This window comes from Salinicoccus sediminis, assembly GCF_000986795.1.
Lineage (GTDB): Bacteria > Bacillota > Bacilli > Staphylococcales > Salinicoccaceae > Salinicoccus > Salinicoccus sediminis.
On the sequence record NZ_LAYZ01000025.1, the window covers coordinates 196,864 to 222,690 of the forward strand.

29 protein-coding genes are annotated in these 25,827 nt (G+C 48.0%); 16 read left to right on the forward strand and 13 right to left on the reverse strand.

From position 1 onward, the window contains the following. Positions 1-116 precede the first annotated feature (116 nt). The 5 genes from WN59_RS12310 to WN59_RS12330 form a co-directional block, all read right to left on the reverse strand. The gene (locus tag WN59_RS12310; RefSeq protein WP_046517771.1) at positions 117-887 is read right to left on the reverse strand and encodes a hypothetical protein; all 771 of its coding nucleotides are present in this window, start codon (positions 885-887) and stop codon (positions 117-119) included. Beyond that, on the reverse strand, positions 871-2,244 hold the full coding sequence (locus WN59_RS12315; protein WP_046517773.1) for a sensor histidine kinase: 1,374 nt from the start codon (positions 2,242-2,244) through the stop codon (positions 871-873). The genes WN59_RS12310 and WN59_RS12315 overlap by 17 nt, the downstream gene beginning before the upstream one ends. A gap of 4 nt (positions 2,245-2,248) precedes the next feature. Beyond that, a complete protein-coding gene (locus WN59_RS12320) occupies positions 2,249-2,926 on the reverse strand; it encodes a response regulator transcription factor (protein ID WP_046517774.1) in 678 nt (225 codons plus the stop codon). A gap of 151 nt (positions 2,927-3,077) precedes the next feature. Further along, the gene (locus tag WN59_RS12325; RefSeq protein ID WP_046517776.1) at positions 3,078-3,755 is read right to left on the reverse strand and encodes a PepSY domain-containing protein; all 678 of its coding nucleotides are present in this window, start codon (positions 3,753-3,755) and stop codon (positions 3,078-3,080) included. Positions 3,756-3,890: 135 nt separating this feature from the next. Then, complete coding sequence (locus WN59_RS12330; RefSeq protein ID WP_046517777.1) at positions 3,891-4,466, reverse strand: thymidine kinase; 576 nt, start codon at positions 4,464-4,466, stop codon at positions 3,891-3,893. A gap of 225 nt (positions 4,467-4,691) precedes the next feature. Here WN59_RS12330 and WN59_RS12335 point away from each other — a divergent pair, with 225 nt between their 5' ends. The 8 genes from WN59_RS12335 (at position 4,692) to WN59_RS12370 (ending at position 11,882) form a co-directional block, all read left to right on the forward strand. Further along, entirely contained in the window at positions 4,692-5,696 is a 1,005-nt protein-coding gene (locus tag WN59_RS12335) for an MsnO8 family LLM class oxidoreductase (RefSeq protein ID WP_046517779.1), read from the forward strand. A 110-nt stretch (positions 5,697-5,806) separates the two neighbouring features. After that, the gene (locus tag WN59_RS12340; RefSeq protein ID WP_046517781.1) at positions 5,807-7,054 is read left to right on the forward strand and encodes an amidohydrolase family protein; all 1,248 of its coding nucleotides are present in this window, start codon (positions 5,807-5,809) and stop codon (positions 7,052-7,054) included. A 171-nt stretch (positions 7,055-7,225) separates the two neighbouring features. Next, positions 7,226-7,750 (forward strand): immunodominant staphylococcal antigen IsaB family protein, encoded by a 525-nt coding sequence (isaB, locus tag WN59_RS12345; protein ID WP_046517782.1) that lies wholly within the window; start codon positions 7,226-7,228, stop codon positions 7,748-7,750. Between the two features lie 178 nt (positions 7,751-7,928). Beyond that, positions 7,929-9,356, forward strand: a complete 1,428-nt coding sequence (locus WN59_RS12350) for an aldehyde dehydrogenase family protein (protein WP_046517784.1) — start codon at positions 7,929-7,931, stop codon at positions 9,354-9,356. A gap of 82 nt (positions 9,357-9,438) precedes the next feature. Continuing rightward, entirely contained in the window at positions 9,439-10,401 is a 963-nt protein-coding gene (dhaK, locus tag WN59_RS12355) for a dihydroxyacetone kinase subunit DhaK (protein ID WP_046517785.1), read from the forward strand. Positions 10,402-10,416: 15 nt separating this feature from the next. Beyond that, positions 10,417-11,001, forward strand: a complete 585-nt coding sequence (gene dhaL, locus WN59_RS12360) for a dihydroxyacetone kinase subunit DhaL (RefSeq protein WP_046517786.1) — start codon at positions 10,417-10,419, stop codon at positions 10,999-11,001. After that, positions 10,994-11,356 carry a dihydroxyacetone kinase phosphoryl donor subunit DhaM gene (dhaM, locus tag WN59_RS12365; RefSeq protein ID WP_046517788.1) on the forward strand — a complete coding sequence of 121 codons (363 nt, stop codon included), beginning with the start codon at positions 10,994-10,996 and terminating at the stop codon, positions 11,354-11,356. The genes dhaL and dhaM overlap by 8 nt, the downstream gene beginning before the upstream one ends. 133 nt (positions 11,357-11,489) lie before the next feature. Then, positions 11,490-11,882 (forward strand): hypothetical protein, encoded by a 393-nt coding sequence (locus WN59_RS12370; protein WP_046517790.1) that lies wholly within the window; start codon positions 11,490-11,492, stop codon positions 11,880-11,882. Between the two features lie 55 nt (positions 11,883-11,937). Here the strand turns inward: WN59_RS12370 and qoxD are convergent, their stop codons facing one another. From qoxD to qoxA, 4 genes are read right to left on the reverse strand one after another with little or no spacing between them, the layout of a single operon-like run. Next, complete coding sequence (qoxD, locus tag WN59_RS12375; RefSeq protein ID WP_046517791.1) at positions 11,938-12,318, reverse strand: cytochrome aa3 quinol oxidase subunit IV; 381 nt, start codon at positions 12,316-12,318, stop codon at positions 11,938-11,940. Further along, positions 12,319-12,924, reverse strand: a complete 606-nt coding sequence (gene qoxC, locus WN59_RS12380) for a cytochrome aa3 quinol oxidase subunit III (RefSeq protein WP_046517793.1) — start codon at positions 12,922-12,924, stop codon at positions 12,319-12,321. Further along, positions 12,917-14,863: a cytochrome aa3 quinol oxidase subunit I gene (qoxB, locus tag WN59_RS12385; protein ID WP_046517795.1), complete on the reverse strand. Its 1,947-nt coding sequence runs from the start codon at positions 14,861-14,863 to the stop codon at positions 12,917-12,919. The genes qoxC and qoxB overlap by 8 nt, the downstream gene beginning before the upstream one ends. Positions 14,864-14,883: 20 nt before the next feature. Next, positions 14,884-15,834, reverse strand: coding sequence for a cytochrome aa3 quinol oxidase subunit II (qoxA, locus tag WN59_RS12390; protein WP_046517797.1), 951 nt, complete (start codon positions 15,832-15,834; stop codon positions 14,884-14,886). A gap of 407 nt (positions 15,835-16,241) precedes the next feature. Here qoxA and WN59_RS12395 point away from each other — a divergent pair, with 407 nt between their 5' ends. Next, a complete protein-coding gene (locus WN59_RS12395) occupies positions 16,242-16,592 on the forward strand; it encodes a hypothetical protein (RefSeq protein ID WP_052747439.1) in 351 nt (116 codons plus the stop codon). 52 nt (positions 16,593-16,644) lie between these two features. Here WN59_RS12395 and WN59_RS12400 read toward each other — a convergent pair whose 3' ends face one another. Beyond that, positions 16,645-17,184 (reverse strand): recombinase family protein, encoded by a 540-nt coding sequence (locus WN59_RS12400; protein ID WP_046517801.1) that lies wholly within the window; start codon positions 17,182-17,184, stop codon positions 16,645-16,647. 114 nt (positions 17,185-17,298) lie between these two features. On the opposite strand from WN59_RS12400, the gene WN59_RS12405 reads away from it, so the two are divergent. The 3 genes from WN59_RS12405 to WN59_RS12415 all read left to right on the forward strand — a co-directional run bounded on the left by WN59_RS12405 (position 17,299) and on the right by WN59_RS12415 (position 19,787). Further along, positions 17,299-18,753, forward strand: coding sequence for a SulP family inorganic anion transporter (locus tag WN59_RS12405; RefSeq protein WP_046517803.1), 1,455 nt, complete (start codon positions 17,299-17,301; stop codon positions 18,751-18,753). 18 nt (positions 18,754-18,771) lie between these two features. Beyond that, complete coding sequence (locus WN59_RS12410; RefSeq protein WP_046517805.1) at positions 18,772-19,185, forward strand: universal stress protein; 414 nt, start codon at positions 18,772-18,774, stop codon at positions 19,183-19,185. Positions 19,186-19,373: 188 nt separating this feature from the next. Beyond that, complete coding sequence (locus WN59_RS12415) at positions 19,374-19,787, forward strand: universal stress protein (RefSeq protein WP_046517807.1); 414 nt, start codon at positions 19,374-19,376, stop codon at positions 19,785-19,787. A gap of 33 nt (positions 19,788-19,820) precedes the next feature. Here the strand turns inward: WN59_RS12415 and WN59_RS12420 are convergent, their stop codons facing one another. Then, on the reverse strand, positions 19,821-21,320 hold the full coding sequence (locus tag WN59_RS12420) for a bifunctional ADP-dependent NAD(P)H-hydrate dehydratase/NAD(P)H-hydrate epimerase (protein ID WP_046517809.1): 1,500 nt from the start codon (positions 21,318-21,320) through the stop codon (positions 19,821-19,823). 114 nt (positions 21,321-21,434) lie between these two features. Between WN59_RS12420 and WN59_RS12425 the strand changes: the two genes are divergently transcribed. From WN59_RS12425 to WN59_RS12440, 4 genes are all read left to right on the forward strand, one after another. After that, positions 21,435-21,908 carry an SRPBCC family protein gene (locus WN59_RS12425; RefSeq protein WP_046517811.1) on the forward strand — a complete coding sequence of 158 codons (474 nt, stop codon included), beginning with the start codon at positions 21,435-21,437 and terminating at the stop codon, positions 21,906-21,908. A 110-nt stretch (positions 21,909-22,018) separates the two neighbouring features. After that, positions 22,019-22,630, forward strand: a complete 612-nt coding sequence (locus WN59_RS12430; RefSeq protein ID WP_046517813.1) for a TetR/AcrR family transcriptional regulator — start codon at positions 22,019-22,021, stop codon at positions 22,628-22,630. Further along, positions 22,620-23,294 (forward strand): YqeB family protein, encoded by a 675-nt coding sequence (locus tag WN59_RS12435; RefSeq protein WP_046517815.1) that lies wholly within the window; start codon positions 22,620-22,622, stop codon positions 23,292-23,294. The genes WN59_RS12430 and WN59_RS12435 overlap by 11 nt, the downstream gene beginning before the upstream one ends. Before the next feature lie 29 nt (positions 23,295-23,323). Then, complete coding sequence (locus WN59_RS12440) at positions 23,324-24,475, forward strand: DUF418 domain-containing protein (RefSeq protein WP_046517817.1); 1,152 nt, start codon at positions 23,324-23,326, stop codon at positions 24,473-24,475. Between the two features lie 41 nt (positions 24,476-24,516). On the opposite strand, the gene WN59_RS12445 is transcribed toward WN59_RS12440, so the two are convergent. Both WN59_RS12445 and WN59_RS12450 read right to left on the reverse strand, forming a co-directional pair. Continuing rightward, positions 24,517-24,822 carry a monooxygenase gene (locus tag WN59_RS12445; RefSeq protein ID WP_046517820.1) on the reverse strand — a complete coding sequence of 102 codons (306 nt, stop codon included), beginning with the start codon at positions 24,820-24,822 and terminating at the stop codon, positions 24,517-24,519. Positions 24,823-24,834: 12 nt separating this feature from the next. Beyond that, positions 24,835-25,764 carry a DsbA family oxidoreductase gene (locus tag WN59_RS12450; protein WP_046517822.1) on the reverse strand — a complete coding sequence of 310 codons (930 nt, stop codon included), beginning with the start codon at positions 25,762-25,764 and terminating at the stop codon, positions 24,835-24,837. Positions 25,765-25,827 lie beyond the last annotated feature (63 nt).

Below are 25,827 nucleotides of genomic sequence, written 5' to 3' on the forward strand. Positions count from 1 at the left end.
CCAATTGATAGTCAGTATCATTTATAATATCATATCCGGTTACTTTCCGGACCCTCCAAAGATAAAAAATACCCGGCCGAAAGTATGAATTTCGCAAACCGGGTCCTCATAAGATTCTAATCATCGTCATTGTCGTTTTCGTCGTCTTCGTCATAACTCTCTCCGGAGCCATCATCTCCGCTGTCATCATCAAATTCTATATAATAGTTGTTCTGATACTGGGTGCTGTACTCCTGGAGCTGGCGGGCAAATGCTTCAATATCAGCGATTTCATTGAAATCTGCCTGAAACCATAAAATGTTCATCGCTTCCCCGTCTATTGCATCCACCGTCACAAGCGCACCTTCATCATCATCCTCGACCAGCTGGATGATCTGATACTGCTGCGGATGCGTTTCCTGATTCAGCGTCAGATGAACGAATTGCCCGCCCACTTCACCAGAGGCAATGTTTTTCGCCTCATCTTCCGTGATCAGTGTGTCTGTCTTTTCTTTCTCTTGCTGCCCGCTGTCTTTTTCCACATCTGTTTTTTCTTCAGAAGACTTTTCTTCAGAGGTCTCCTCCGAAGTTTCTTCTCCGCTGCCGGATGCCGTATCACTACTCCGGTCTTCATTTTTTTCAGTTATGATATCCTCGATGCCTGCATCTTCACGGCTTACTGTAATCTCATACCGGTATTCCTCATTCGCCAGAGTTACAATATAGGATTGTCCGTCTTCAGTATGTGAAATGTTTTCGATTTCCCCGCCGTAACGGTCCGTGACCATAGCACGCACTTCTTCTTCACCGATGTTATCACCGCCTGAACGGCTTATCAGCAGAATGCCGATCGCTATGCCTGCAATGACAGCGGCAGCCGCTATCAGCAGCTTATTCAGTCTCTTCATTTTTCTTCACCTTTTTAATCGTCAATTTGAATGTCGTTCCCACATTCACCCGGCTTGTAACATCAATGCTGATATCATTTAAATTTGCCAGCTCCTGTGCAATGGACAGACCGAGACCGGAGCCGCCCGTTTTCCGTGCCCGTGCCTTGTCCACACGGTAAAATCTTGTAAATATATGACCGATATCCTCTTCCGGTATGCCGATGCCTTTGTCCGCTATCGTTACTTCGACGTTATTTTCCAGTTCCCGGATATTGACGGATATACTGTCCGAACTGTATTTGTAGGCGTTATCCAGGAATATCTTTAACAGCTGATCGAATGTGTCCACATCCACGAGTCCCAGCACCTCTCCATTATAAAAGGCGAGTTCTATCTGTCTGTCATATACGGTTTCAAGACGTGCCGTCACGTTTTTGATCAGCTTCACGATACGGATCGGCTCCACTTGAAACGTCTCATCCTCCCGGTTCACCTTCGCAAAACTGAGAAGCTGCTCCGTCAGATATTTCATCCTTTCTGTTTCATCGCTGATGGCATGGATGCTCTCATCCAATACGTCCTCACGCGTTTTGCCGAAGCGTTTGAGCATCTGGCTGTACGAACTGATGACGGTGATCGGCGTCTTCAGTTCATGGGAGGCATTCATGATGAATGCCTGCTGGTTCTCGTCATGCGTTTTCAGGTCCATCATCATTTCATTGAACGCTTCGGACAGTTCCCTGAGCTCTTTCGTGTCTTTTTGGTTTATATCGATCATCGTATATTTACTTGTATCATCGGTCTTTTTCATCTTGTCGATCAACTTGTTGACCGGTTTCAGGATGGCATTGGTAATGACCCGGTTCAGCAGGAAAATCACGGCCAGTATGATGAGTGTCGAGACCACCAGAATCCATTTCAGCACTTCGAATGTATCATAGAGAAAATATACATTTTCATAGATCTGAAGGCTGTAAACCTGTCCGTCATCCCATATTACAGGCAGGGAAACCATCACAAACTCCATACCTTCATGGGATATGGATTTTTTATACTGACTTGTGCTGTAAGGTTCATCCAGACCTGCATATTCAGTCTCGGTTGCGATACGGACCACGGGGTCCTCTTCACTGTCGATGACCCTGACATAACCGTCCGACAGCAGGAAAGCCTGCAGTACCGCTTCACTGCTGACATTATTTGCATTGGCTTTCTGGAGTTCCTCCATGATATTCGCCCCGCGGTTTTCGAGCTGGTCCATTTCCGCATTCAACGAAAAATTCTTATAGGAATAATAAACGAACAGATTGATCAGTATGACGACAATGACCGTCATGACCGTTGTATATAATTGTATTTTCGTCCCTAGTTTCATCCTGTCAGTCCTTCATCATATATCCAATACCCCTGACACTCGCGATAATGGATGGTTTGTCACGGTCGAGCTTTTTACGGATGTATCTTACATAGACATCAACGGTATTCGTATCTCCGTAATAATCAAAGCCCCATACCGCTTCAATGATCTGTTCCCGTGAGAGTGCCTGATTTTTATGCTCGATCAGGAAATACAGCAGATCATATTCCTTCTGGGTCAGATAGACCAGTTCCTCACCGATATAAACTTCCCGCGCCATCGGAACAATTCTGAGATGACGGTACCCAATATCTTCCGGGACCGGTTCCGAAACCGCAGACTTCTGTTTCAACTGCGTGCGTATGCGGGCAAGCAGCTCTTCGATCTCAAACGGCTTCGTCATATAGTCGTTGGCGCCGGAATCCAGGCCGCTGACTTTATCCATTACAGCATCTCTTGCCGTAAGCATTATGACTCTCGTATCCTCATCCTTCTGTCTTACCCTGCGCAGCACCTCCAGGCCATTCAGTTCCGGAATCATGACATCAAGCAGTATCAGATCGAATGCATCGCTCTCATAACGCTCCAGCGCTTCCTTTCCCGTGTAGGCAATCGCCACTTCATACTCTTCAAACTCCAGCTCCAGCTGGATGACGCGTGCAATCTTCTCATCATCTTCAACTATCAGTATCTTATCCATATGTGATTCTCCTTATGACAGTCACTGTGTTTATGAATACTATTACACCGATTATAGCATGACGGGAATATGGAACTTCGTTAGAGAATTATTAAAATTCAATTAAAAAAACCGGGAGCATGACTCCCGGATTCAAAGTTCAGAGCGGGTACTAGTCATCTGTGTCAATGATCTCCCCGGTTTTCGCATCCAGTTCAACTTCGACCTCTTTGCCGTCCGCTTCCAGTTCCACTTCATATTCAGCATCGTCATCGTCGAAGTCCCATTCGACGGCCTCTCCGCCCGTTTCTTCTTCTGCGATCCGGACCGCTTCTTCAGAGGAGATCATGCCGCTGTCTGCTCCGTCCTGATCATTTTTGTCGTCATCGTCACGACCTTCAGCATCTTCTTCGCGTTCTTCAGCGTCGTCTCTGTCATCTTCTTCGCGTTCCTCTGCGTCATCATCGTCGTCTTCACGTCCTTCAGCGCCTTCTCCGTCATCATCGCGGTCGAAATCTTCTTCAAGAATTTCCAGTGTTTCTGCATTGATGTCCACTTCATATTCTTTTTTGCCGTTTTTCATCTCGATTTCGTAGTAATGTATACCGTCGTCTTCATCCAGTTCGACATCTGTGACTTTGCCGTCAAAGTTCTTTTTCGCCTCTTCCACTGCCTTCTGCGCATTCTGCTTCACCTTGTCCGTCTCCACTTGCTCGGAGGTTACTTCAGCCGTCCCCTCTTTGCCGTCTGCTTCCCAGTCCAGATCCGTATCCGCACTGACGCTTGAACATGCTCCCAATAGTAGTGCTGATGCGATACCGCCTGCCAGTAAATATTTCTTGTTCATCATTTGTAACGCCTCCTGTGTTATTTGTTAATTTCATTATAGGAAGCGGCAGCTAAAAGAGGGTTAATGAAAAATTAAAAAACGGTTAAAGAATGGAGTGTTTTCTTTAACCGTTCGAAGGCTTCTATCATTCAACTATTATTTTACGAGTTCGAGCCGGGCTTTGTAGCATTTCCGGCACACAGGCACATATTCCTCATCACCCATCTGTATCGTTTCACCGACGTTGATCGGTTCCCCGTCCAGCATGCGCATATTCATCGTTGCCTTCTTGTTGCAGAACTGGCATATCGTCTTCAGCTCGTCGATTGCATCCGATAGCTCCAGCAGCACTTTGCTGCCTTCAAAAAGTTCCCCCCGGAAGTCGGTCTTGAGGCCAAAGCAGATGACCGGAATATCCAGGTAGTCCGCAATATCACTCAGATTATGGATATCCTTCCTCGACAGAAACTGGGCTTCATCCACAACAACGGCATGAACTCTTGCAGTTTCATTGATTTCCCTTACCTCATCATAGATATGTTCATGTATATATTCACAGACCAGTTCAAGTCCGACTCTGGATCTGATCTTTTTGAAGCCGCTCCGCGTATCAATGGGTGTCGAATATGCAAGGCACTGCTTTCCCTGCGTCGTATACTGATGGTGTGTCGTTATGATCTGATTGCTTTTGTTACTCTGCATCGTGCCGTATCTGTAATAGAGCTTTGCCATGGAATGCACCGTCTTCCTTTATGTATTGCTTCGTCATTTGTCTGTTTTAGGGGGACTCTATCCCCGGAAATCATGATATCACATTTCTTCATCTCTGCCTTCTGCTAAATATGAACTTTGCAGAAATTAATACCTAGTATGTAAGTCGGAATGATTGACCGGAATTGGCCGCAGTTATACAATCACTCATATATTCAGAAAAATCTTATACATAGGAGTGGTGTCATGGAGTTCGGCATATTAAATCAGAGTCCTGTTCTTGAAGGCGGGGATGTTTCTTCCTCCCTCAATGATACAATCGAACTTGCACAAAAGGCCGATGAGAGGGGCTACAGACGCTATTATGTCTCAGAGCATCACAACGAACCGCTTGCCGGTACGGCACCCGAAATCATGATTTCCCATCTGCTGGCTTATACGGAGCGGATCAATATCGGCTCAGGCGGTGTGATGCTCCAGCATTACAACCCCTTCAAAGTGGCGGAACAGTTCCATCTTATGAGTCATCTGGCGCCCGGGAGGGTGGACCTCGGTATCGGCAAGGCACCGGGAGGTCTCGGTCTGTCCACGGCTGCTCTGCAATCCGAACTTGCGGAGAATGGACCATCCTTTGATGAGAAATTCAGGGCGCTGACCGGGTTTGTGAACCAGACACAGACGGGTGAATTCAAAGATCTGAAAACTTCTCCAGACAGTTCAAATCCGCCGGAAATCTTCCTTCTTGGCTCCAGCCCTGGTTCCGCCCACTTCGCCGCCCGTGAAAATGTCAATTTCATTTACGCACATTTCATCAGCAATGACCGAAATAAGCTTGAAGACAGCATCAGTGCTTACAGGAAAAACAACGATAAAGGCAGCTTCATTGCAGCACTGTCCGTCGTCGTCACTGACGATAAAGAGGTCCAAACGCGGCTGAAGGAAGAGAACGTTCTGTATGAACTGCAGCATGACAGCGGAAGAATACTGAGGGTCAAAGGTGAAGCGCGGGCCTTGAGTGCAATCGCATCCTCAGAGGAGCCTGTGACAGCAAAAAGGGTGGAGGCGGATATCATCATCGGCACAAAGGAAGAGGTGCTTCAGAAACTTGAATGGTATATAGAAAATGACGGGATAGATGAACTGATGTTCCATCTCCCCACCAATGATAAAAAACTGCGTCACCAGACAATCGAGGCACTGGCACCCGTGGATATTCTCCAAAAAAATTCGGCAATGCCTGCGGCAAAGTGAATCTTCCCCGGGAAATCAGATCTCTTCTCAATAGCCAGCCCTTTCGGAGTCCTTGATTTGGCGGCCGGCCTTTCTTAATATTAGAGTGTATGAATCAAGGAGGAGAATGTATGAAGAAATTTATCAACGCCCGTATTTACGGCCGGGGGGAAGCAGACGAAATACTGGTGGAAAACGGGAATTTCAAAGCAATCGGGAAAGATCTGGGGGAAGCGGATGAGGTAATCGATCTCGCAAACAGGCTTGTATTGCCTCCCTATGTGGATCCCCATCTTCACCTGGATTATATTTTTTCCGGACTCGGAGAAGGGAACGCGAACATTTCGGGCACTTTATTCGAAGGGATCCAGAGGTGGAGTGACAACAAGAAGACACTGACAAAGGAAATGGTGCGCGAGCGTGCCATGGAAGGCATACAAAAAGAAGTCAGCCATGGTGTACAGTACATCCGTTCGCACGTGGATATCACAGATCCTGAATTGACCGGCATGGAGGCACTGCTCGAGCTCAGGGAAGAACTGAAGGACATCGTTACACTGCAGCTCGTCGCGTTCCCCCAGGAGGGATTCTTCCGCTACGAAGGCGCAGAAGCGCTGCTTGAAAAAGCCCTCGAAATGGGCGCTGATGTGGCAGGCGGCATCCCTCATTTTGAAATTTCCTATGAACACGGGGTGGAGTCGCTGAAACGGATTGTGGATCTTGCAGTCAAATACGACGTGATGATCGATATCCACTGTGATGAGAATGACGACCCGAACAGCCGCTTCCTGGAAGTCCTCAATGCGCTTGTAATGGAGAAGGATTACGGCCGGAAGACAACAGCCAGCCATACATGCAGCTTCGGATCGGCCGATAACAGCTATGCCGCAAAAATGATGGGACTCTTCAGGGAATCCAACATCAATTTCATATCCTGTCCGACAGAGAATGCACATCTGCAGGGGAGGACGGACAGCTATCCGAAGCGGCGCGGACTCACACGGGTGAAAGAACTGCTTGAGAACGGCAACACCGTTGCATTCGCCCAGGACTCCATCGCCGACTACTGGTATCCGCTCGGCAACGGCAACATGATGAACATTCTCGACAACGGCATGCATCTCGCCCATTACACGCATATCGATGAAATCAACAAGGCATTCGATCTCGTCACATTAAACGGCGCCAAAGTCATGCAGCTCGAGGCGCAGTACGGCATTGAAGCCGGCAAACCGGCCAACTTCATCGTGCTTGACGCCGGTGATGCCTATGAAGCGATACGTGAACGTGCAGATGTCCTCTCCTCAGTCCGGAATGGTGAATATCTGTTCAAAAGAGCACCCAGGACAAATGAAATCGCACATGATTTCCTGAAATGATCTTCAACTTAAAAGGAGCGCTATGCTCCTTTTTTACTTGTGTAAATATAATTTCTTATAAATATAAATTATAAATCAATTGATTTCATATATTGAATGATGTAAAATTACCATAACAATAGAATAGCCAGCCAGTCGTAAAGAGTCACCTAAAAGAGGGAGGTGAGTATGATGAGCAAGGCAGTCAAGATGCTGTTTACAGTCTGTGTTGCACTCGTCGCATTCGCAGGGGCAGCCGGTGTTGCCGAGGCCTCTGAAGATACATCTCAGCAGTCAGAGGGGGCATACTACTATTATAACGGCTATACGGGCTATGGCGATGACGGCGAATTCGTCCTTGATCAGACATTCATCAACGCAATTGCCAGCAATAACTTCAAACTGAACGGCTATCAGATTGATATGACGGAAGAGGCATTTTTAGAACACAGAGATGAAGCGACAGTAACAGCTGTTTATGACCAGCACATCCATGTAGTCGGTGAAGGCGCAGTCTTTGCAGACATGCCGATCAACCCGGGCGCAGTCACAGAGGCTGAAGTGCTTGACGTATATGGCGACCCGGCCCATTCTAATTACGGGGAACAGGGCGACAACACCCATTATTATCAGCTGAAGGGCATGCAGATTACGTTCAATGTCAACGACGGTTACGTGACCTCCGTTTCAGTCGGCGGCACACATGTCACTGAGTAAAACTGAATATGCCTGAAACAGGAACCGCACCCCGACGGGGTGCGGTTTCTTCATCGTGCAACGATTCCAGTATCTGGCGGGCGGTCTTTACAAATGTGATAATTTTTATATTCAATCGTGATTAAAGGGGGGCATTTAAGGATACAGTATAATATTACGGAATAAAGGAGAATCATGAATGAAAGATCAAACTAGACAATATATAAACGGCGAATGGGTGGAAAGCTCAAGCGGCAAGACAATCGATGTCATCAATCCTGCGACAGGTGAAGCTTTCGGCAGGATTGCCAAAGGGAATGCCGACGATGTGGATAAAGCTGTGAATGCGGCCCATGATGTTTATATAGAATTTCGTAACACACCTGTAGAGGAACGCCGCGAGATGCTCGACAGAATTGTCAATGAGTACGAAAACCGCAAAGATGATCTGATAGAAGCAATTACCGATGAACTCGGTTCTCCGATAGATAAATCTGAAAAAGTCCATTATCAGATGGGTCTGAACCACTTTGCTGCAGCACGTGATGCACTGGATTCTTTCGAATTTGAGGAACAGCGTGGTGAAAACCTGGTGGTCAAGGAAGCAATTGGTGTTGCCGGTCTGATTACACCGTGGAACTTCCCGACCAACCAGACTTCACTCAAGCTGGCAGCTGCATTCGCAGCAGGCAGCCCGATTGTGCTGAAGCCCTCCGAGGAAACACCGTTCGCCGCTGTGATACTGGCTGAAATCTTCGATAAGGCCGGCGTTCCAAAAGGGGTCTTCAACCTCGTGAACGGTGACGGCGAAGGAGTCGGCAACCCGCTCAGCGAACATCCCAAAGTGCGCATGATGTCCTTCACCGGCTCCGGCAGAACCGGTGCGAAAATCATGGAGAAGGCAAGTGTCGATTTCAAAAAAGTGTCCCTTGAACTCGGTGGCAAGTCGCCGCTGATCATTCTTGAGGATGCGAATGTGGATGATGCAGCCTTCACAGCTGTGCAGAAAGTCGTCAACAACACCGGCCAGGTATGCACAGCCGGCACACGGACACTGATTCCGGAATCCATGAAAGACGAATTCCTGGAGAAAGTAAAAGAAAAAATGGCAGATGTGAAAGTTGGCAATCCGCGTGAGGAAGGCGTCAAAATGGGTCCGCTCATCAGCAGGAAACAGTATGATACGGTCCAGTCCTATATCAACAAAGGCGTAGAAGAGGGCGCCACGCTTTATCACGGCGGTGCCGGCCAACCCGAAGGGATGACTGAAGGCTTTTATGTAAAACCTACCGTATTCAGTGACGTAGATAATAAGATGACCATCGCCCAGGAGGAAATATTCGGCCCTGTCATGTCCGTCATCGCCTATAAAGATCTGGATGAAGCGATTGCGCTTGCAAATGATACAAAATACGGCCTCGCAGGCTACGTCTTCGGGGAAGATGCTGAAACACTCAAAAAAGTGGCGCGTTCCATCGAGGCCGGCACTGTGGAAATCAACAATGCCAAAGGCGGTGCCGACCTGCCGTTCGGTGGCTATAAGCAGTCCGGCATCGGCCGCGAGTGGGGCGATTTCGGCATCGATGAATTCCTCGAAGTGAAATCGATCAAAGGATACTTCAAATAATTGCCGTGAAATAATTGCACCCCAATCTTGTCCAGCAGGGTTGGGGATTCATTTATGACAATCAGGCGAGGAGGAGACAGTTTTGAAAAAACTCATTAATGAAAAAGAGCATTTCCTCGGGGATATGCTGGACGGTCTGAAGTTTCACGATGAACGTGTGGAGGTAATCGAGGGTACTGTTGTCGTCAGGAAGGATAAAAAGAAAGAGGGGGCGGCCATCGTCTCCGGCGGCGGAAGCGGGCATGAACCCGCCCACGCCGGCTATGTGGCCGAGGGCATGCTGGATGCCGCCGTGTGCGGGGAAGTGTTCACCTCCCCCACACCGGACAAGGTGCTTGCAGCGATCAGACACGTGGATAACGGTGACGGCGTGCTGCTGGTCATCAAAAATTACGCCGGTGACGTGATGAATTTCGAGATGGCGCAGGAAATGGCTGAATCAGAAGGCCATAAAGTTCAGTCGGTCATCGTCAGGGATGATGTGACCATAGAGAATGAAGAACAACGCCGCGGGGTGGCGGGCACGGTACTCGTCCATAAGTACGCCGGCTACCTGGCATCACAGAACGCCCCTCTTGATCAGATTAAAGAGAAGGTCGAAAAGATGATGGAGTCCCTTTATTCCGTAGGGATGGCTGTACAGCCATGCATGGTGCCGACGACCGGCGAATATGGTTTCGAACTTGGTGAGGATGAGATGGAAATCGGCATCGGCATCCACGGCGAGAAAGGTATATACCGAGAAAAACTCGCTTCTGTGAATGAAATCGCAGACCGGCTGCTGGATGAATTATTCAAGTATACAGACAGCGAGACACTCATTCTCATGATCAACGGCATGGGCGGCACGCCTGACAGTGAACTCAACATTGTGACAAAATATGTGATGGAATCCCTTGAGAAGCGAAACAGGAAAGTATCCAAACTGCTCGTCGGCGACTATATGACCGCACTCGATATGCAGGGCTTTTCACTGACGGTTGCAGATGATGATGAAGAGCTGATCAAGGCAATCAATGCACCGACGGAATCAAAACACTTTTAAGGAAGAAGGATATATATGGATTCAGAAAAACTTCTGGCACAGCTCCATGGCTTAAAGACAGTATTCGATGAAAAGGAAAGTGAACTGACGGCGCTCGACCGCGAAATCGGTGACGGCGACCATGGCGTAAACATGAAACGCGGCTTCAATGCTGTGAATGAAAAGGTGTCTGAAGGCAGTACAAAAGAGATACTGAAGCAGACCGGCATGACGTTGATGAGCTCAATTGGCGGGGCAAGCGGTCCGCTGTACGGATTCAGTTTTGTCAAGATGAGCGACGCTGCCAATGATGAAATTGATGCGGACAACCTGGCCGAAATGCTGGATATTTTCACCGGGACCGTCGCTGAAAAAGGAAAAGTCGAAGGCGGCGAGAAAACCATGTATGACGTCATTTCAAAATCCGCCGGTGTTTTACGTGAAACAGGCGGTTTGAAAATGGAGGATGTACAGAAGCTCGCCGACGATACAGAAGATATGATCGCTACCAAGGGGCGTGCCGCGTATTTCAAGGAAAAATCCAAAGGCACGGTTGACCCGGGCGCACAAAGCGCAGTCTATATCATCCATGCCCTCGGAGAGGGTGTTGGCAATGGCTGATATCCTTATCATAAGCCACAGCAGCAAAATTGCCGAAGGGACGAAGGCGCTGGTGGAACAGATGGCGAAAGATGTCACCATCCATGCTTCCGGCGGAGTGGACGGCGAAATCGGTACTAACATCGACCAGATCAGTGAAATGCTCGGTTCAACAGGAGATGATACGATTTGCTTCTATGATATCGGCTCCAGTCTAATGAACCTGGAAATGGCTGTCGAAATGTATGACGGTCCGCACTCCGTCCACATATCCAAGGCACCACTCGTGGAAGGAAGTTTTCTGGCAGGGGTCGAAAGCAGTGTGGGCACCGGCACGGAAGACATTCTGGAAAAACTGGATGAGATGAAGAAATAAAGGAAACCCCGGATCATTGTGGTCCGGGATTTTATGAAGACATTTAAGAATTATTTAATATTCATTTTAGAGTTTGATAATTTTCATACGGTAGATTGGTCATAGTCAATAATCAGGAAAAGAGGAATAGACTATGGCCACTAATACAAAGCACCTGAACCCCGGATTGATCCTGACACTTGCGCTGATTGCGCTCGTCAGGCCATTCATGAGCATAACGGGTATTTCGGAAGCCATTGGAAAGCCTGTTGCAAGCATTACGGCGACAGCCATCATATCAATACTCTGGGTTGCCGCAACCGTCATACGCAAAGAAACACAACCTGTACTCACGCTGGTCGCCGCAGGTGTTGCGTATGCAGTGTTTGCAGTCATCATCAGCGGAGTACTGTCTCCGATTTTGGCAGGGTCGCTCCAGGGACCTTTGACCAGCCCTTTTGCAATTGTCAGTGTGCTTCTGACCAATATCATATGGGGGCTCGTCACAGGGAGCATCGCTGCATTACTTCTGAATTTAAGACGATAACAAAAGCCGCAATCCGGTTTCCGGATTGCGGCTTAACTATTTCCCGGGCAATACATTAATGCCCTTCATGATCGTCATGTGATTCTTCGTGCGATTCGGCGCCGCCGCTGTTATCCTCGTGATCTCCGCCGCCGTGATCATGCGTGAAGCCGAATGACATGGTGAAGAGGGAGCCCGCCACAACGATTGCAGCAATGACGAAGGCATGGAACATCATATTCCACGGGGCATGTGTGGCTCCCCGTTCTGTGATATGCATGAACATGAACAGCTGGATGCCGGCCTGGATGACCGCCAGTGCCATGATGGCAATGATGATCCACATGACAGGCAGGTCTGATGACAACGCCGTCCACGCCGCAATGATGGTAAGCGTGATGGACAATGCAAAGCCGATTATATGATTGATTGGATATTTATCCTGTTTCTTCTCCATTTAGACCACCATCCCAATCATGTAGACGCTTGTGAAGATGAAAATCCAGATTACATCAAGGAAGTGCCAGTACAGGCCGACGATGAATACTTTTCTGGTTGTTACCGCAGTCAGTCCGCGCTGTTTCAGCTGGATAAGAATCGCTATCATCCAGCCGATACCCAGGGTGACGTGGACACCGTGCGTGCCCGTCAGTGTAAAGAAACCTGACCAGAAGGCACTGGAACCGATTGTTGCACCTTCATGTGCGTAATGTACGAATTCGTATATTTCAAATCCGAGGAATCCGAGGCCGAGCAGCAATGTGATGCCGAGCCAGACCATGAGACCTTTAAGCGAGCCCTCCCGCATATTATGGATGGCGAGGCCGCATGTGAAACTGCTGGTAAGCAGGATGAATGTCATGATCAGCACCGTGCCGGCTTCAAATAATTCCGCCGGCTCAGGCGCGCCTGCCGTTCTTCCGAACAGCACGGCATATGTTGCAAACAGTGTGGAGAACAGCGAGATCTCCGCAGCAAGGAAGATCCAGAAACCGACGATATTCATCTGTCCCTGGTGCGTGCTGTACTCGAGAGCTACATCATCCGTCTTTTGTTCACTCATCGGTCATCCCCCTCGCTTTCTTTTCAGTTTCTATGATTTCATCCACTTCAATATGATATCCCTCGTCGTAATCGAAGGAGCGGATGATCATCATGACGATGATGCCCACGAGACCGATCACTGCAAGTGTAATCCATTCGAACACCAGCGCGAAACTTGCAAAGAACATGATGGCCGCCATGATGAACGGCTGTCCTGTGTAGCTCGGCATATGAATCGGCTCAAGTTTGTCCCTGTCGAAAGTGGTCTGTCCTTTTTCCTTCATGTCGATCAGGGCATCGTGACTTTCAATCTCGGGCAGAGTGGCAAAATTGTATTTTGGAATCGGTGTAGGCGTCGCCCATTCCAGCGTCCTGCCATAACCCCAGGAATCCCCTTCGATGTTCCTCGGACTGAAGCGGAAACTGTAGATGACACAGTGAACAAATACGATGAAACCGAGTCCCATCAAGAATGCGCCCATTGTCGATATGAAGTTCAATGTGAACCATTCCGGTCCGACAGTGAAGATCCTTCTCGCCATGCCGTCAAGTCCCAGGAAGTACTGAGGGAAGAAGCAGAGATGGAAGCCGATAAGGAAAAGCCAGAAAGCCCATTTACCGATACGTTCATTGAGTTTGTGTCCGAACATCTTCGGATACCAGAATATGAGTCCTGCAAAGCAGGCAAATACCGTTCCCGGAATCAGCACATAGTGGAAGTGGGATACAAGGAAGTATGTGTTGTGATACTGATAGTCGGCTGCTGCCATACCGAGCATTACGCCGGTCACACCGCCGATGGTGAAACTTGGGATGAACGCAAGCGACCAGAGCATCGGTGCCGAGAATACTATCTTGGACTTATAGAGCGTCGCCAGCCAGTTGAATATCTTCACCCCGGTCGGTATCGCAATCATCATGGTCGTTATCGAGAACACGGAGTTCACGAACGCGCCTGCGCCCATCGTAAAGAAGTGGTGCACCCAGACTACGAAGCTGAGCCCGGCGATGATGACGATTGCCCCCACCATGGCCTTATAGCCAAAGATCTGCTTCTGGGCGAACGATGCGATGACTTCCGAGAATATGCCAAATGCAGGAAGTATGACGATGTACACCTCAGGGTGCCCCCACATCCAGAACAGGTTGGCCCACATCATCGGCAGTCCCTCGCCGGTCAGGGTGAAGAAGTGTGAACCGAATATCCTGTCGATGGTCATCAGTGCCAGAGCGACTGTGAGGATCGGGAAAGCGAAAATGATGATGAATGTCGTAATGAGGGTGGACCAGGTGAAAATAGGCATTTTCATCAATGTCATTCCCGGTGCTCTCATCCTCAGTATCGTTACCATAAGGTTGATGCCTGTTGCCAGTGTACCGATACCTGATAATTGAAGGCCAAGCAGGTAGAAGTTGATGCCCGGCCCCGGACTGAGTTCCGAACCTGCCAGTGGTGCATAGTTCGTCCAGCCGGCATCCGGCGCCCCGCCTATTACGAAAGACAGGTTGAACAGCATTGCACCGAAGAAGAAGGACCAGAAACTGACTGCATTCAGGAATGGAAACGCAAAGTCCCTTGCCCCGATCTGCAGCGGTACGATGATATTCATCAGTCCGATCAGGAAAGGCATCGCCATGAAAATGATCATGATCGTACCGTGTGTCGTAAAGACTTCATTATAGTGCTGTGAATTTAAAAAGTTCATATCCGGGAAAGCGAGCTGTGTACGCATCATCAGCGCATCAACGCCGCCGCGGAATAACATTGCGAGTGCTGAGAGTATATACATGATACCGATTTTTTTATGGTCGACCGTGGTCAGCCATTCCTGCCAGAGCCATTTCCATCTTTTGAAATAGGTCAACAGAAAGATTACTGTCGCCGATACAAGTACAATAGAGACCATACCCGCATAGATCAGCGGCTCACCGGTAACAAAAAATTCATCTAATTGCATCACTGCCTACCTTCTTTCCGTTATTGTTGAATTTCATCGGGAGCCCATCCAGGTTTGTTTTCCAGGTGAAGACCCTCGTCATATTTATCCCCATGGCGCTCTACAGAATAATCCCTGCCTTCGTTTGAACCATGGTCGACCCATTCAAGATGGGTGGAAGAGAATGACATCGTCTCATCCAGTAAACCGGGAGCGAGTATTTCATCATATTTATCCTGGGTCAGTTCCGGTGCTTCCTCGCTGACGGATGCTGCCCAGTCATCGAATTCATCCTCGGATTGGGCGGTAACGTTGAATGTCTGTCCGGTGAAGCCTTCACCGGTGAAGTTGGCGTTTCTGCCTTTGAAGACGCCTTCCTCATCCGCCTGCAGATACAGAGTATTTTCCATGCCCGCCATGTTGTATTTCTGCCCACCGAGCTGCGGCACCCAGAATGATGCCATGGAGTCAGCGGAAGACAGACGGAATTCAATCGCCCTGTCCGTAGGGATATGAAGATAGTTCACCGTCTCAATATCCTGTTCAGGATAAGTGAATATCCACTTCCAGTCCGCTGCAGTGGCGTAGACCACAAGCGGTTCCTTTTCCTGACTGGATTCCGGAGGTTTTTCAAGGTCGTACAGCGTCGTAACCGTCGGAATGGACAGTGCAGTGACAATCAGTACAGGAATTACGAACCAGACGACTTCGAGCTTCACATTACCATGATGGTCCGGCCTGTAATCCTCCGGTTTCCGGTTCGGGTTGTTTGCCCTGTATTTGAAAACCACAATCGCAAAAATGGTAAATACCACCACAATGATTCCCAGCATAAAAATGACAGCATACAATATCAGGTTCTTCTGGCTTTCGCCTGCAGGGCCCACAGGGTCAAGCACAGCCATTTTATCGCATCCTGTCATCAGTATTGCCAAAAGAACAGGGAGAAGAGTGAACCATTTTTTTTGCAATGAAACTTTCTTTCCTTTCATCCCAATCACTCCAAGTTAAGTAAAATACATACAAATATAATAAGATCCATAGTTCATGTATTGTCCTACTGTAACAAAAATATCGTGTCTAATAATTCGTTAACATCAAAGTTCATACAATTTTTACTTAATCGTAATATTTTATGAAATAAATCGACAAATTTTTTCCTGAATATTCCTCGTTTTCCTGTTGTCCATCAAATCAGGTGAAAACATATGCTCTGTGATTCATACATCACCCTCCATTTTGATACATACATGCATCTTTCCCCTCATTTATGTTTTTAACACGCAAAATAGGGATATATTTTAAATAAATGTCTCATTATAATGGCAAGCAGTAAAAATATGCTGTTTTTCATCATTTCCGTAATGGGAACATCCATTTTTGAAAGGAGTGCTTTATCATGCTGCACTATCTGTTCAACGCATACATCGGTAAATCGATGATTGAAGGCGGGATGCAGAAGGTCGAGAATAAAGGGCATATGGGGGAAGACTTCGAAACGATGTTCAATGTCGACTCGAACCAGATGAAGGTCGCCGGCTATCTGGAGACAATCGGCTCTCTATTCCTCCTGGCCTCGTTCCTCGGCAAATCGTTCACCAGAATGGGCACCATCATGCTGAACATCGTCCTCGGTGTCGCGATCATCAAACACCTGAAAGCCGGTCATGGATTTGAAGGAAGCAAGAACGCCCTCAGACTTTTCGGTCTGAACACTGTCAGCTACTTAGAGACTTTCCGTAAAAAATAACGGTATATGGAATTATATAAATAAGACACGCGCCCGAATTTGGATGCGTGTCTTATTTATCCAGATGGCGGTATAATGTCGCACGACTGATGTTTGTGGCTTCTTTAATCTCGTTCAGTGTGTACCGCTTCGTCATGTACATCTCTACTGCCCGCTTGATATTATCATCACTGCGCTTGGGGCGGCCCATCTGTTTTCCTCTGACTGCCGCTTCCGTCATCCCTTGTCTGGTCCTGAATTTTACGACATCACTTTGGAAATCAGAGATGTGATTCAATACGCGTAGAAATGATAGGTCCGTCGATCCATCAATGACTAAATCGATATTGAGGATGTGGACGATTACATTCTCTGCTTCTGCATGACTGATAATATCCAGCAGCTGTTTTGTAGAGTCTGCCAGTATGCACAGGTCGGTAACGACGATGGTATCGCCACCCGTGACCGTTCCATTCAACAATCTTTCCAGTTCATGCCGCTTTTTATTATGTGTATGACTTTCTTCAAATAACTCATCTGTATTATTAAGCTTCAATTTCTGCTGTTCGGCAGTATCATATAATCCTAAAGGTCTTATATAACCATATCTCATTTGCCAACACTCCTATCACCAAAATTATACCACTGATATTCTCAAAATGGGGTATACTTATGAAACTTTTCTGCTATAATGGCTATAGTTATTTTATAAAACAGGAGTGTACAAATGATAGAAAAAATTAAAAAAGAATGGTTTTCACAACCTGGTACAAATATACTGGCCGGTATCGTGGTCGCACTCGCTTTGATTCCCGAAGCGATCGCTTTCTCGATCATCGCGGGCGTGGACCCGATGGTGGGACTTTACGCCTCTTTCATCATCGCAGTCGTCATATCCTTCACTGGAGGCCGTCCTGCAATGATATCCGCAGCTACCGGGGCAGTCGCTTTAGTGGTCACTCCACTCGTCAGGGAACATGGTGTGGAATATCTCCTCGCAGCCACGATACTCATGGGAATCATCCAGGTTGCACTGGGTGTTCTGAAAGTCGGACGCCTGATGAAATTCATACCGAACTCGGTGATGATCGGATTCGTCAACGCCCTCGCCATCATGATCTTCATGGCCCAGCTTGAACACATCTTCGGCATCTCGCTCGATACATACGTATATCTGGCCATCACACTGCTGATCGTCTATCTCTTCCCGAGGCTGCTCAAAAAGATTCCGGCGCCATTGATTGCCCTCGTCGTATTGACCGCAGCCTATCTTATGCTCGGTTCGGATGTACGGACAGTAGGTGACCTGGGGCAGATAGAGCGTTCCCTCCCGGGCTTCATCATTCCCGATGTGCCCTTTACTCTGGAAACACTGCAGATCATCCTGCCTTTCTCTCTTTCCATGGCAGTGGTGGGGCTGGTAGAAAGCCTGCTCACTGCAAGGATTGTTGATAATGCCACTGATTCATTCAGTAATAAAAACAGGGAGTCCCGCGGGCAGGGGATCGCCAACTTCATCAACGGTTTCTTCGGAGGCATGGGCGGATGTGCGATGATCGGACAATCTGTAATCAATGTAAGATCAGGCGCCACGACCCGCCTGTCCACATTTACAGCAGGTGCGTTCCTGATGTTCCTGATCATCGTCCTCGGAGACTGGGTCGTACAGATACCTATGCCGATCCTGGCCGGCATCATGGTCATGGTTTCCATCGGAACATTCGACTGGGGTTCGTTCAAATATGCGCTGAAAGCCCCGCGGACTGATGCATTCGTCATGATCCTCACAGTCATCATCGTCCTGTTCACGAGCAACCTGGCTCTCGGAGTCATCATCGGCGTCATATTCAGCGCATTGTTCTTCGCCACAAAAATCTCCAGAGTCGACGTCCATACCGAAACAGCGGGAAGTACCATCTATTACCGCTTCCACGGCCAGATATTCTTTGCATCCATCGATTCGATGATGAACCAGCTCGATTTCAATGTCCATGACAAAGATATCGAACTGGACTTCTCGGATGCGCATCTCTGGGACGATTCGGCTGTGGAGGCGATTGACACGGCCGTCAAGAAGTTTGAGGAAAAGTCAAACAAGGTATATGTGAAGCAATTGAACGCTGACAGCAGAAAAATAGTCCAGGAACTGAGCAGATTAAACGAGCAGCACCTCATGCAATAATTAGTTGGAGGGACTTTTATGTACAAAACACTTCTGTTGGCTGCAGACGGCTCGGAGAACAGCTTCAGAGCGGCAAAGGAAAGCATGAATTTCATTGATGCAAATACACGTGTCACCATACTCAATGTCGTGGGCACCGATGATGTAAAAAACGAGGTGCTGCATGGTTCCCAGTCGGGAAACGTCACAGCAAGGAGAAAGGAAAAGCTTTCCCGGATCCTCGACTTTTACGAAAAGAACGGAATAACATATGAAGTTGTCTTCGAACACGGATCACCGTCTGATACTGTCGTCAACGTGGCAAACAACGGCGCTTTCGAAGCCCTCGTACTCGGTACAAGAGGCTTGAACAACTTCCAGGAAATGATGCTCGGCAGTGTCAGTCACAAGGCAGCCAAACGCGTGACCATACCGGTGCTGATAGTCAAGTAGGAACATGGATACCTTTTGGCTCCGCCGGATATTACAGTAGGACAGATGGATGATTGAGCTGCACCGTGCAGGGTAGATATATATTGAGAAGGAATTTTTTACCTCCGGCAACTATAAACCTTCAGATATGATGATGCGGCAGGAAAAGACGAAAACTCCCGCTTAATATTTATAAAGGAGGGTCGTTTATGTATAAAACCCTATTGTTCGCAACTGATGGTTCTGACAACAGCTTCAGGGCGGCAAAAGAGAGTTTGAACTTCATCGATGATCAGACGACCGTAACGGTTTTGAATGTTGTCACTGCAGATGATGTCGATCAGGAGATGCACACAAGCGGTCTCCCCGAAGGGATGTCTTCTGAAAGGAAAGAGCGGTTGGCCAAGCTGGAAAAATTGTTTTCAGATGAAGGTGTTTCCTACGAAATCCTGTTCGAACGCGGAGTCCCCAAAGAAACAGTAGTGAACTTTGCCAACAGCGGTGACTACCAGGCATTGATTTTAGGTTCAAGAGGATTGAATAATTTTCAGGAAATGGTGCTCGGCAGTGTCAGTCACAAAGCAGCCAAAAGAGCAAAAATACCGGTAATCATAGTTAAATGACCAAAGCATGATGCGGATTCGCATCATGCTTTTTTACCGGCCCTGCATATTATCAAGGATGTTAAACGCCGTTTCCATGTAATCAATGATTCCGGAAGCTGTCATGGATGAGGCGGCAATCCCACGCTCCAGGAGATGATCAGCGGTATGACCATGCATAAAGACCGCGCTCGAAACCGCAGTCTGGACATCATCATAATGTGCCAGGAACGACAGGATGATGCCTGTAAGTGCATCCCCTGTTCCGCCTTTTGCCAGTCCTGAATTACCCGTGATGTTGACGAAAGTCCTTCCATCCGGTGTCGCAACGATTGTATATGGCCCCTTCAGGACAACGTAGATACCATTATTCCGGGCATATTTTTCTGCAGTTTCAAACCTCGCTCCATTTACCTTGGCCGGTGTCGAATCAATCAGCTTCGCCATTTCACCGGGATGGGGTGTAATGACAGTAGGGGCCTTCCGGTTCCTTACAAGCGGCAGTATGTCCCCGAACTGATTCAGGCCATCTGCATCGATCAGGAGCGGTCCATCAAAGTTATCGACCAGATCCACAACCATTTCCCTGCTGTCAGAACCTGTACCTATACCGGGACCCACAGCCACGGCATCTTTCCCTTTATAGAACCCTTCAAGTGATTGATCCCTGTCATAGAATGTCGCTTCAGGCAGCCGTGAAGCAATGACGGGCACTGCACTTTTCACCGTGTTGACCATTGTCAGGCCTGCGCCGCTTTTGACCGCAGCACCGGCAGACATGACCGCAGCACCAGGCATCATATCATTTCCGGCGATGAGTCCCACTTTGCCGTGGCTGCCTTTATGCGACGAAGCAGACCGTTTCAGCCAATGCTTCCCGGTGTCCGCCAAAGTCCATTCAAATCTGTGACTGTGTGCCACCTCATCAATCGCTCTTTTGGGAATTCCGATCTGCAAGACTTCACTGTCACCGTAATAATCACGCGCAGGATAGAGATAAAAGCTCAGTTTCGGCTGCTGGAGTATGATTGTATGATCCGCCCTGAGCGCAGATTCCGGAACCGTTTCTTCTGCAGCGGGAACCCCGCTTGGAAGATCGATGGAAACGACCCGTTTTCCTGAATCTGTGACATCTCTGATGACAGTTAAGTACGGTTCCCTGATTTCACCGTATAATCCGGTACCGAGCATCGCGTCCACGATGATATCAGCCTTTTCCAGGTCCTCCCTGTCATACCGCTTCCATCCAAATCCCGACTTCTCCAATATCGTCTTATGGTACTCCGAATCTCCACTGAACCTGTCTTCACCGGGAATGATGCATACTGTCACCTCGAACCCCGCTTCAAGCAGCGTGCGGGAAATCACGAAACCATCGCCTCCATTGTTTCCACTGCCAACCAGGACAGTAAATTTCCGCCCCGCATAATCCTCCATCAGCCTGAGCGCAGCAGCACGCCCCGCGTTCTCCATCAGAATCCTGCCGTCCAACCCGATATGATCCATCGTATATTGATCTGCGTTTTGCATTTCGCCACCCGTAACGATCCTCACCTGATACCCCTCCTGTAAATGGCTATCTTTTGCATTGGTTCAAACACTTGTGAATAATATATTTATAGCCTTTTCCCCTAATTCCCATCATCAAATCTTTTGAGGAGGAATAATATGAAAACTGTATACAGCAAAGATCAGGAAGCCGCCTACCAGACGCTGTCACTAACGATCGAAGCCGCTCCCCGGGACATATTCCATTACCTGGGCACGACTGAAGGAATCAGCCAGTGGTTCCCGCAACTCGCTTTTTCAACAGAGGATAACATCCTCAAGCTCATCTTTGATCTGGGTGATGGCAATTATGAAGAAATGACAGTGGAGGAATACGACGAACCGAACGCCATCGGTTTTACCTGGGATACCGGGTATGTCCGCCTGATCCTTGAACCAGACGGACAAAACACCATTCTGACACTGGAAGAAAGACTGCCTTTTGAATTCGGAAACATTCCGCAGGACTTCACGGGGTGGCAGTTCCAGGTCCGGAACATAAAACATATTTCCGAAACTGGCAGCCCAAAAGAAATGGGTGATGCGGACTTCAAAGAACAGGAAGCGAAAGCGGCCAAAGAACTGGACCTGTGACCAATTTTACTGACGATGTGCCCCGCTTCATATCGTCTTTTTATTTTGCCTTGCAATTATTTGAATGTTCATTTAAAATATTAAATATATATTCAAGAAAGAGTGAGGGAATGTCATTTATACAGGAGCAGAGAAGAGAACAGATTTTAAAAACATGCATTGAAGAACTTGCCGAATCCGGATTCAGGAACCTTACGTTTAAAAATATTGCAGAACGCGCAAACATCAACCCAAGTCTTGTGTCCTATCATTTCAAATCAAAGAACACTTTATTATTCGCTCTGCTGGAATATATTTTCAGCCATAAGGTGCAATATGTCGCAAATGCTGTCTCAGACGATAGACCCGCCATGGAAAAAATCAGGCAATATATTGATGCGTCGCTAAAATACCAGAGAAAATTCAGGTCACTGAACATCGCCCTTATAGAAATCATATTCAATGCAAGAACCGAAGAAAACAAAGCCTTTTACCTGATGGAGGAGGATGAGCCTGATGGCCTGTACATGATTCTCATCCCGATTATCGAAGAAGGCATGAACAACGGGGAGTTCAATCCCGATACAGATATAAGAACAGTAACGCGGATCATCAATGGTGCCATAGATGAAATGATACTCGCTTCCGGGAACAGTACAGAGAGTGACAAATACGGGGCGGTGCTTTTCTCCATGGCCGAGAGGTATTTAAGCACTGAAGGGGAGAGTAAGGATGAACAGTGAAAAACTGGGGCTGAATGCTGTCGAAAAGGCACTTATAATAACGATTCCGATTGCAGCGGCTGTCATTTTCTATTTTCTTCCGTCATTGCTGCTGCTGGCCAAAAAGATTCCATTTTTGTCCGACAACCAATTCGTCAACTTCATCGCAGGAGTTGACAACGGATGGGTACACTGGCTGCTCGCAGGCTTCGGGCTTGTCGCAGGTGCTCTTTTCTCCGTCTATATATACACAGAGATTCTGAAGATTGAAGTAGCAAGAGATCACATCGTGATAGACATTCATGACAGGAAGTCAGAAATGCACAGGCCAGATATTGAAAGCATCTTCAAAGACGGGAAGATGCTGGTGATTACAGACAATGCCGGACTTGAACTTTTGAGGGAAGCGACTGATTATCCGCCCGGGCGCCTCAAGGATGCCTTTCAAAAATACCATTATCCATGGATGGACCAGGACCCCCGTTCAACAGAATTTTTTGAATGGACGACAGACCACGAAGATTTGAGTGAAAGGGCGAATGACATCCTTTACAACAGACGCCAGGCCAAAAGGGATGACGAAGAAAAGAGAGCCGGAGATCTCAGGCAGGATCTGATGGAAATCGGCATAGTGGTCAAGGATAAAAATGGCAGACAATACGTACGTACCGCAGACAGACGGTAATATAATCTTTTACGCGGGGAGTATTTGATATGACTGGAACAAACCAGAAGAAAAGGGCGCTCTCCTTAGACCTGGCCAGGGGGTCGATGCTGTTTTTGATCATTCTGGCCCATGTCCCATTATTCCTGTATACGATTGAACCGGGGGTAATCACGAAAGTCGCCCCGGCCAATGTCTTGGAGGAAATCGTGAATTTTCTCATGGAAATCATCGTGGATAACCGGGCACGGCCGCTGTTCGCTGTATTGTTCGGGTACGGGCTTGTGATGATCTACCGTAAACAGTCAGAGCGAAGAGGCGAAAATGAAGCAAAGCGCATCATCAGAAAACGGTGCTGGTACCTCATGCTGTTCGGAGCCATTCTTGCCGGCATAGCCGGCGGCCAGGACATTCTGATGACATATGGCATAGCCGGACTGATACTGGCCGGCAGTCTCAAAAAATCCAATGGTAAGATCATGAAACGCATCATAATATCAACCATCATCTGCCTTGCCTACCTGCCGGTACTATGGGGCGGTGTACTCACCGGTATTGGCGATTACGGCCTGCCGATATCATACACGGGGGATGAAACATACTTCGGAAACCTGGCGGCACAGCTCATCTCAATACCCATCGTGCCGTTGTTCACACATCTTTTCTTCCCGATAATTCCATCAGTATACATGGGAATATGGATGGGCGATAAAGAGCTTCTCATCAAACCGCATAAACACACCGGCCTGTTGAAACGCCTTACTGTGTGGGGCCTTGTGATATCGGCAGCCGGTGCAATACCCCTTGTTCTCATCGATGACTACTGGTTCCCCGGGCTGTTCACAGCCGGCCTAATATACGGCCTCCACATGATGGCCGGTCTTGCTGCCGGCTTCGGCTATGCAGGTGCATTCGGGCTGATCGGGATGGCGATTCAGTACCGCGGGAAAATCGTCGGATCCGTTGCTGCAATGGGGAAACGCTCTCTGACATTTTTCATCCTGCATGAATGTCTGATTATCATAACCATGTCCCCGGTCGCCTTCAATCTCGGTGCTTACCTCAATATAGCGACTTCAGTAATACTGGCGTCAGCCATATGGATTGCAACGCTTGTCGTCGCTGACATCATGGAAAAAAGACAGATGGCAGGCCCCTTGGAAAAATTGATGCGGAACCTCACTTACAGTGTTACAAAATAAAACAAGGCGGCTGGAATTCCAGCCGCCTTGTTTTATTCGATCTAAACTGCCGGGCCATCTGTAATTTTTGTCAGTCGCCCATTGATATCAAATATTTTGGCATTCACTTCAGCAATACCGAAAGATTTGAGTCTCTTTGCATGCATATCCAGATATTTCTTCGCGTTTTCCTTCGTATCAAACGCATAGATGCCGCCTGCCTCTTTGTTCTCTGCATCCTCTGTCCAGATTTTCCAATGGAAGCCGCGCTCTTCATTGATACTTTCTGCAAGCTCTTCGAATTGCGATGCCATTTCCGAGCCGAAAGGCCCCTCCATACTGAAATCCACCTGAAGTATAACAGACATCTGGCTTCCTCCTTATTTCAACGTGATATAAAGTTCGCCCAGGGCTTCCCTCCGGTCATATTTTCCTGCGTCCAGTTCACTCTCGATGAATGCCTCCACTCCGGATTGCTCCAACCCGTAAAGTTCCTCGATCTCTTTGGAGAAGATCACTTTTCCCCGTGCGAGAACACCGCCAAGGGGAGGAATGGCTCCGGGTTCCATTTTCTCCTCAAGCATACGCTCCAAACCTTCGACATAAGTTTCCAGCGGACGTGCACCGACAATTTTAACACCCTGGTTATCTTCATTGACCAGGACGATTGTCGGGAATCCCCTGACACCAAGGCTCGCTGCCAGACTGAAATCTTCATCCAGCAGGTTTTGTGCATCCGCTGATTTTTCAACAATCGAATCCCCGTGAAGTCCGAGTCCATCCACAATCCCGGCCAGCACTTCATCTCTCGAGATATTTTTATTGAATACGAATACTGCCTCTCTCGTACGGCGCAGGTATTCGGTTGCCAATTCGTTCCCATGCTCCTTCTGGATCACTTTGAAGACTCTGGAAGCGGGGAAGGAAGACTGTACAGGATCATCGATCATTACGCTCCCGTCAATCGGCATTCTGGAATGTTCACCGACTTCCCTCCAGTGCGGAGCCACATCCGCAGGCTTGTATATGCCATTTGCCGGGTCGATAGGGCCGTCGTGCCATTTCTCAAGCAGGCCGCCCATAACCTTGTTCACATTCACATATCCGCCGTACAGTTCAATGAACTTATTGAAGACCGGCTCTATCGCCCAGCAGTGTGAACACATCGGATCCGTCACATAATAAAGGTCGACCTTCTTCTGCGGCTTGTTGAAATCCATCATTTCAAGCGTGCCGCTTTCTGCAGCGCCGTCCGCCGGCCCGCATATGCCTGTCTCCATATCACAAACCATGTTTTTGTTATCGGTCATCCATGTTTCCTCCTCAGTATTTCTCTTCCTGATTCAATGGTAAGTTATGACACGCAGAATTAA

Bases quoted from the DNA above. Each gene is read 5' to 3' on its own strand.
- WN59_RS12315 (WP_046517773.1), bottom strand. From the start codon at position 2,244: ATGAAACTAGGGACGAAAATACAATTATATACAACGGTCATGACGGTC.
- WN59_RS12415 (WP_046517807.1), top strand. From the start codon at position 19,374: ATGTATAAAACCCTATTGTTCGCAACTGATGGTTCTGACAACAGCTTC.
- WN59_RS12350 (WP_046517784.1), top strand. From the start codon at position 7,929: ATGAAAGATCAAACTAGACAATATATAAACGGCGAATGGGTGGAAAGC.
- WN59_RS12425 (WP_046517811.1), top strand. From the start codon at position 21,435: ATGAAAACTGTATACAGCAAAGATCAGGAAGCCGCCTACCAGACGCTG.
- WN59_RS12430 (WP_046517813.1), top strand. From the start codon at position 22,019: ATGTCATTTATACAGGAGCAGAGAAGAGAACAGATTTTAAAAACATGC.
- WN59_RS12440 (WP_046517817.1), top strand. From the start codon at position 23,324: ATGACTGGAACAAACCAGAAGAAAAGGGCGCTCTCCTTAGACCTGGCC.
- WN59_RS12395 (WP_052747439.1), top strand. From the start codon at position 16,242: ATGCTGCACTATCTGTTCAACGCATACATCGGTAAATCGATGATTGAA.
- WN59_RS12340 (WP_046517781.1), top strand. From the start codon at position 5,807: ATGAAGAAATTTATCAACGCCCGTATTTACGGCCGGGGGGAAGCAGAC.
- WN59_RS12405 (WP_046517803.1), top strand. From the start codon at position 17,299: ATGATAGAAAAAATTAAAAAAGAATGGTTTTCACAACCTGGTACAAAT.
- qoxC (WP_046517793.1), bottom strand. From the start codon at position 12,924: ATGAGTGAACAAAAGACGGATGATGTAGCTCTCGAGTACAGCACGCAC.
- isaB (WP_046517782.1), top strand. From the start codon at position 7,226: ATGAGCAAGGCAGTCAAGATGCTGTTTACAGTCTGTGTTGCACTCGTC.
- WN59_RS12330 (WP_046517777.1), bottom strand. From the start codon at position 4,466: ATGGCAAAGCTCTATTACAGATACGGCACGATGCAGAGTAACAAAAGC.
- qoxA (WP_046517797.1), bottom strand. From the start codon at position 15,834: ATGAAAGGAAAGAAAGTTTCATTGCAAAAAAAATGGTTCACTCTTCTC.
- WN59_RS12325 (WP_046517776.1), bottom strand. From the start codon at position 3,755: ATGATGAACAAGAAATATTTACTGGCAGGCGGTATCGCATCAGCACTA.
- WN59_RS12435 (WP_046517815.1), top strand. From the start codon at position 22,620: ATGAACAGTGAAAAACTGGGGCTGAATGCTGTCGAAAAGGCACTTATA.
- WN59_RS12450 (WP_046517822.1), bottom strand. From the start codon at position 25,764: ATGACCGATAACAAAAACATGGTTTGTGATATGGAGACAGGCATATGC.
- dhaM (WP_046517788.1), top strand. From the start codon at position 10,994: ATGGCTGATATCCTTATCATAAGCCACAGCAGCAAAATTGCCGAAGGG.
- WN59_RS12410 (WP_046517805.1), top strand. From the start codon at position 18,772: ATGTACAAAACACTTCTGTTGGCTGCAGACGGCTCGGAGAACAGCTTC.
- WN59_RS12335 (WP_046517779.1), top strand. From the start codon at position 4,692: ATGGAGTTCGGCATATTAAATCAGAGTCCTGTTCTTGAAGGCGGGGAT.
- qoxB (WP_046517795.1), bottom strand. From the start codon at position 14,863: ATGCAATTAGATGAATTTTTTGTTACCGGTGAGCCGCTGATCTATGCG.
- dhaL (WP_046517786.1), top strand. From the start codon at position 10,417: ATGGATTCAGAAAAACTTCTGGCACAGCTCCATGGCTTAAAGACAGTA.
- WN59_RS12320 (WP_046517774.1), bottom strand. From the start codon at position 2,926: ATGGATAAGATACTGATAGTTGAAGATGATGAGAAGATTGCACGCGTC.
- WN59_RS12310 (WP_046517771.1), bottom strand. From the start codon at position 887: ATGAAGAGACTGAATAAGCTGCTGATAGCGGCTGCCGCTGTCATTGCA.
- WN59_RS12370 (WP_046517790.1), top strand. From the start codon at position 11,490: ATGGCCACTAATACAAAGCACCTGAACCCCGGATTGATCCTGACACTT.
- qoxD (WP_046517791.1), bottom strand. From the start codon at position 12,318: ATGGAGAAGAAACAGGATAAATATCCAATCAATCATATAATCGGCTTT.
- WN59_RS12400 (WP_046517801.1), bottom strand. From the start codon at position 17,184: ATGAGATATGGTTATATAAGACCTTTAGGATTATATGATACTGCCGAA.
- WN59_RS12445 (WP_046517820.1), bottom strand. From the start codon at position 24,822: ATGTCTGTTATACTTCAGGTGGATTTCAGTATGGAGGGGCCTTTCGGC.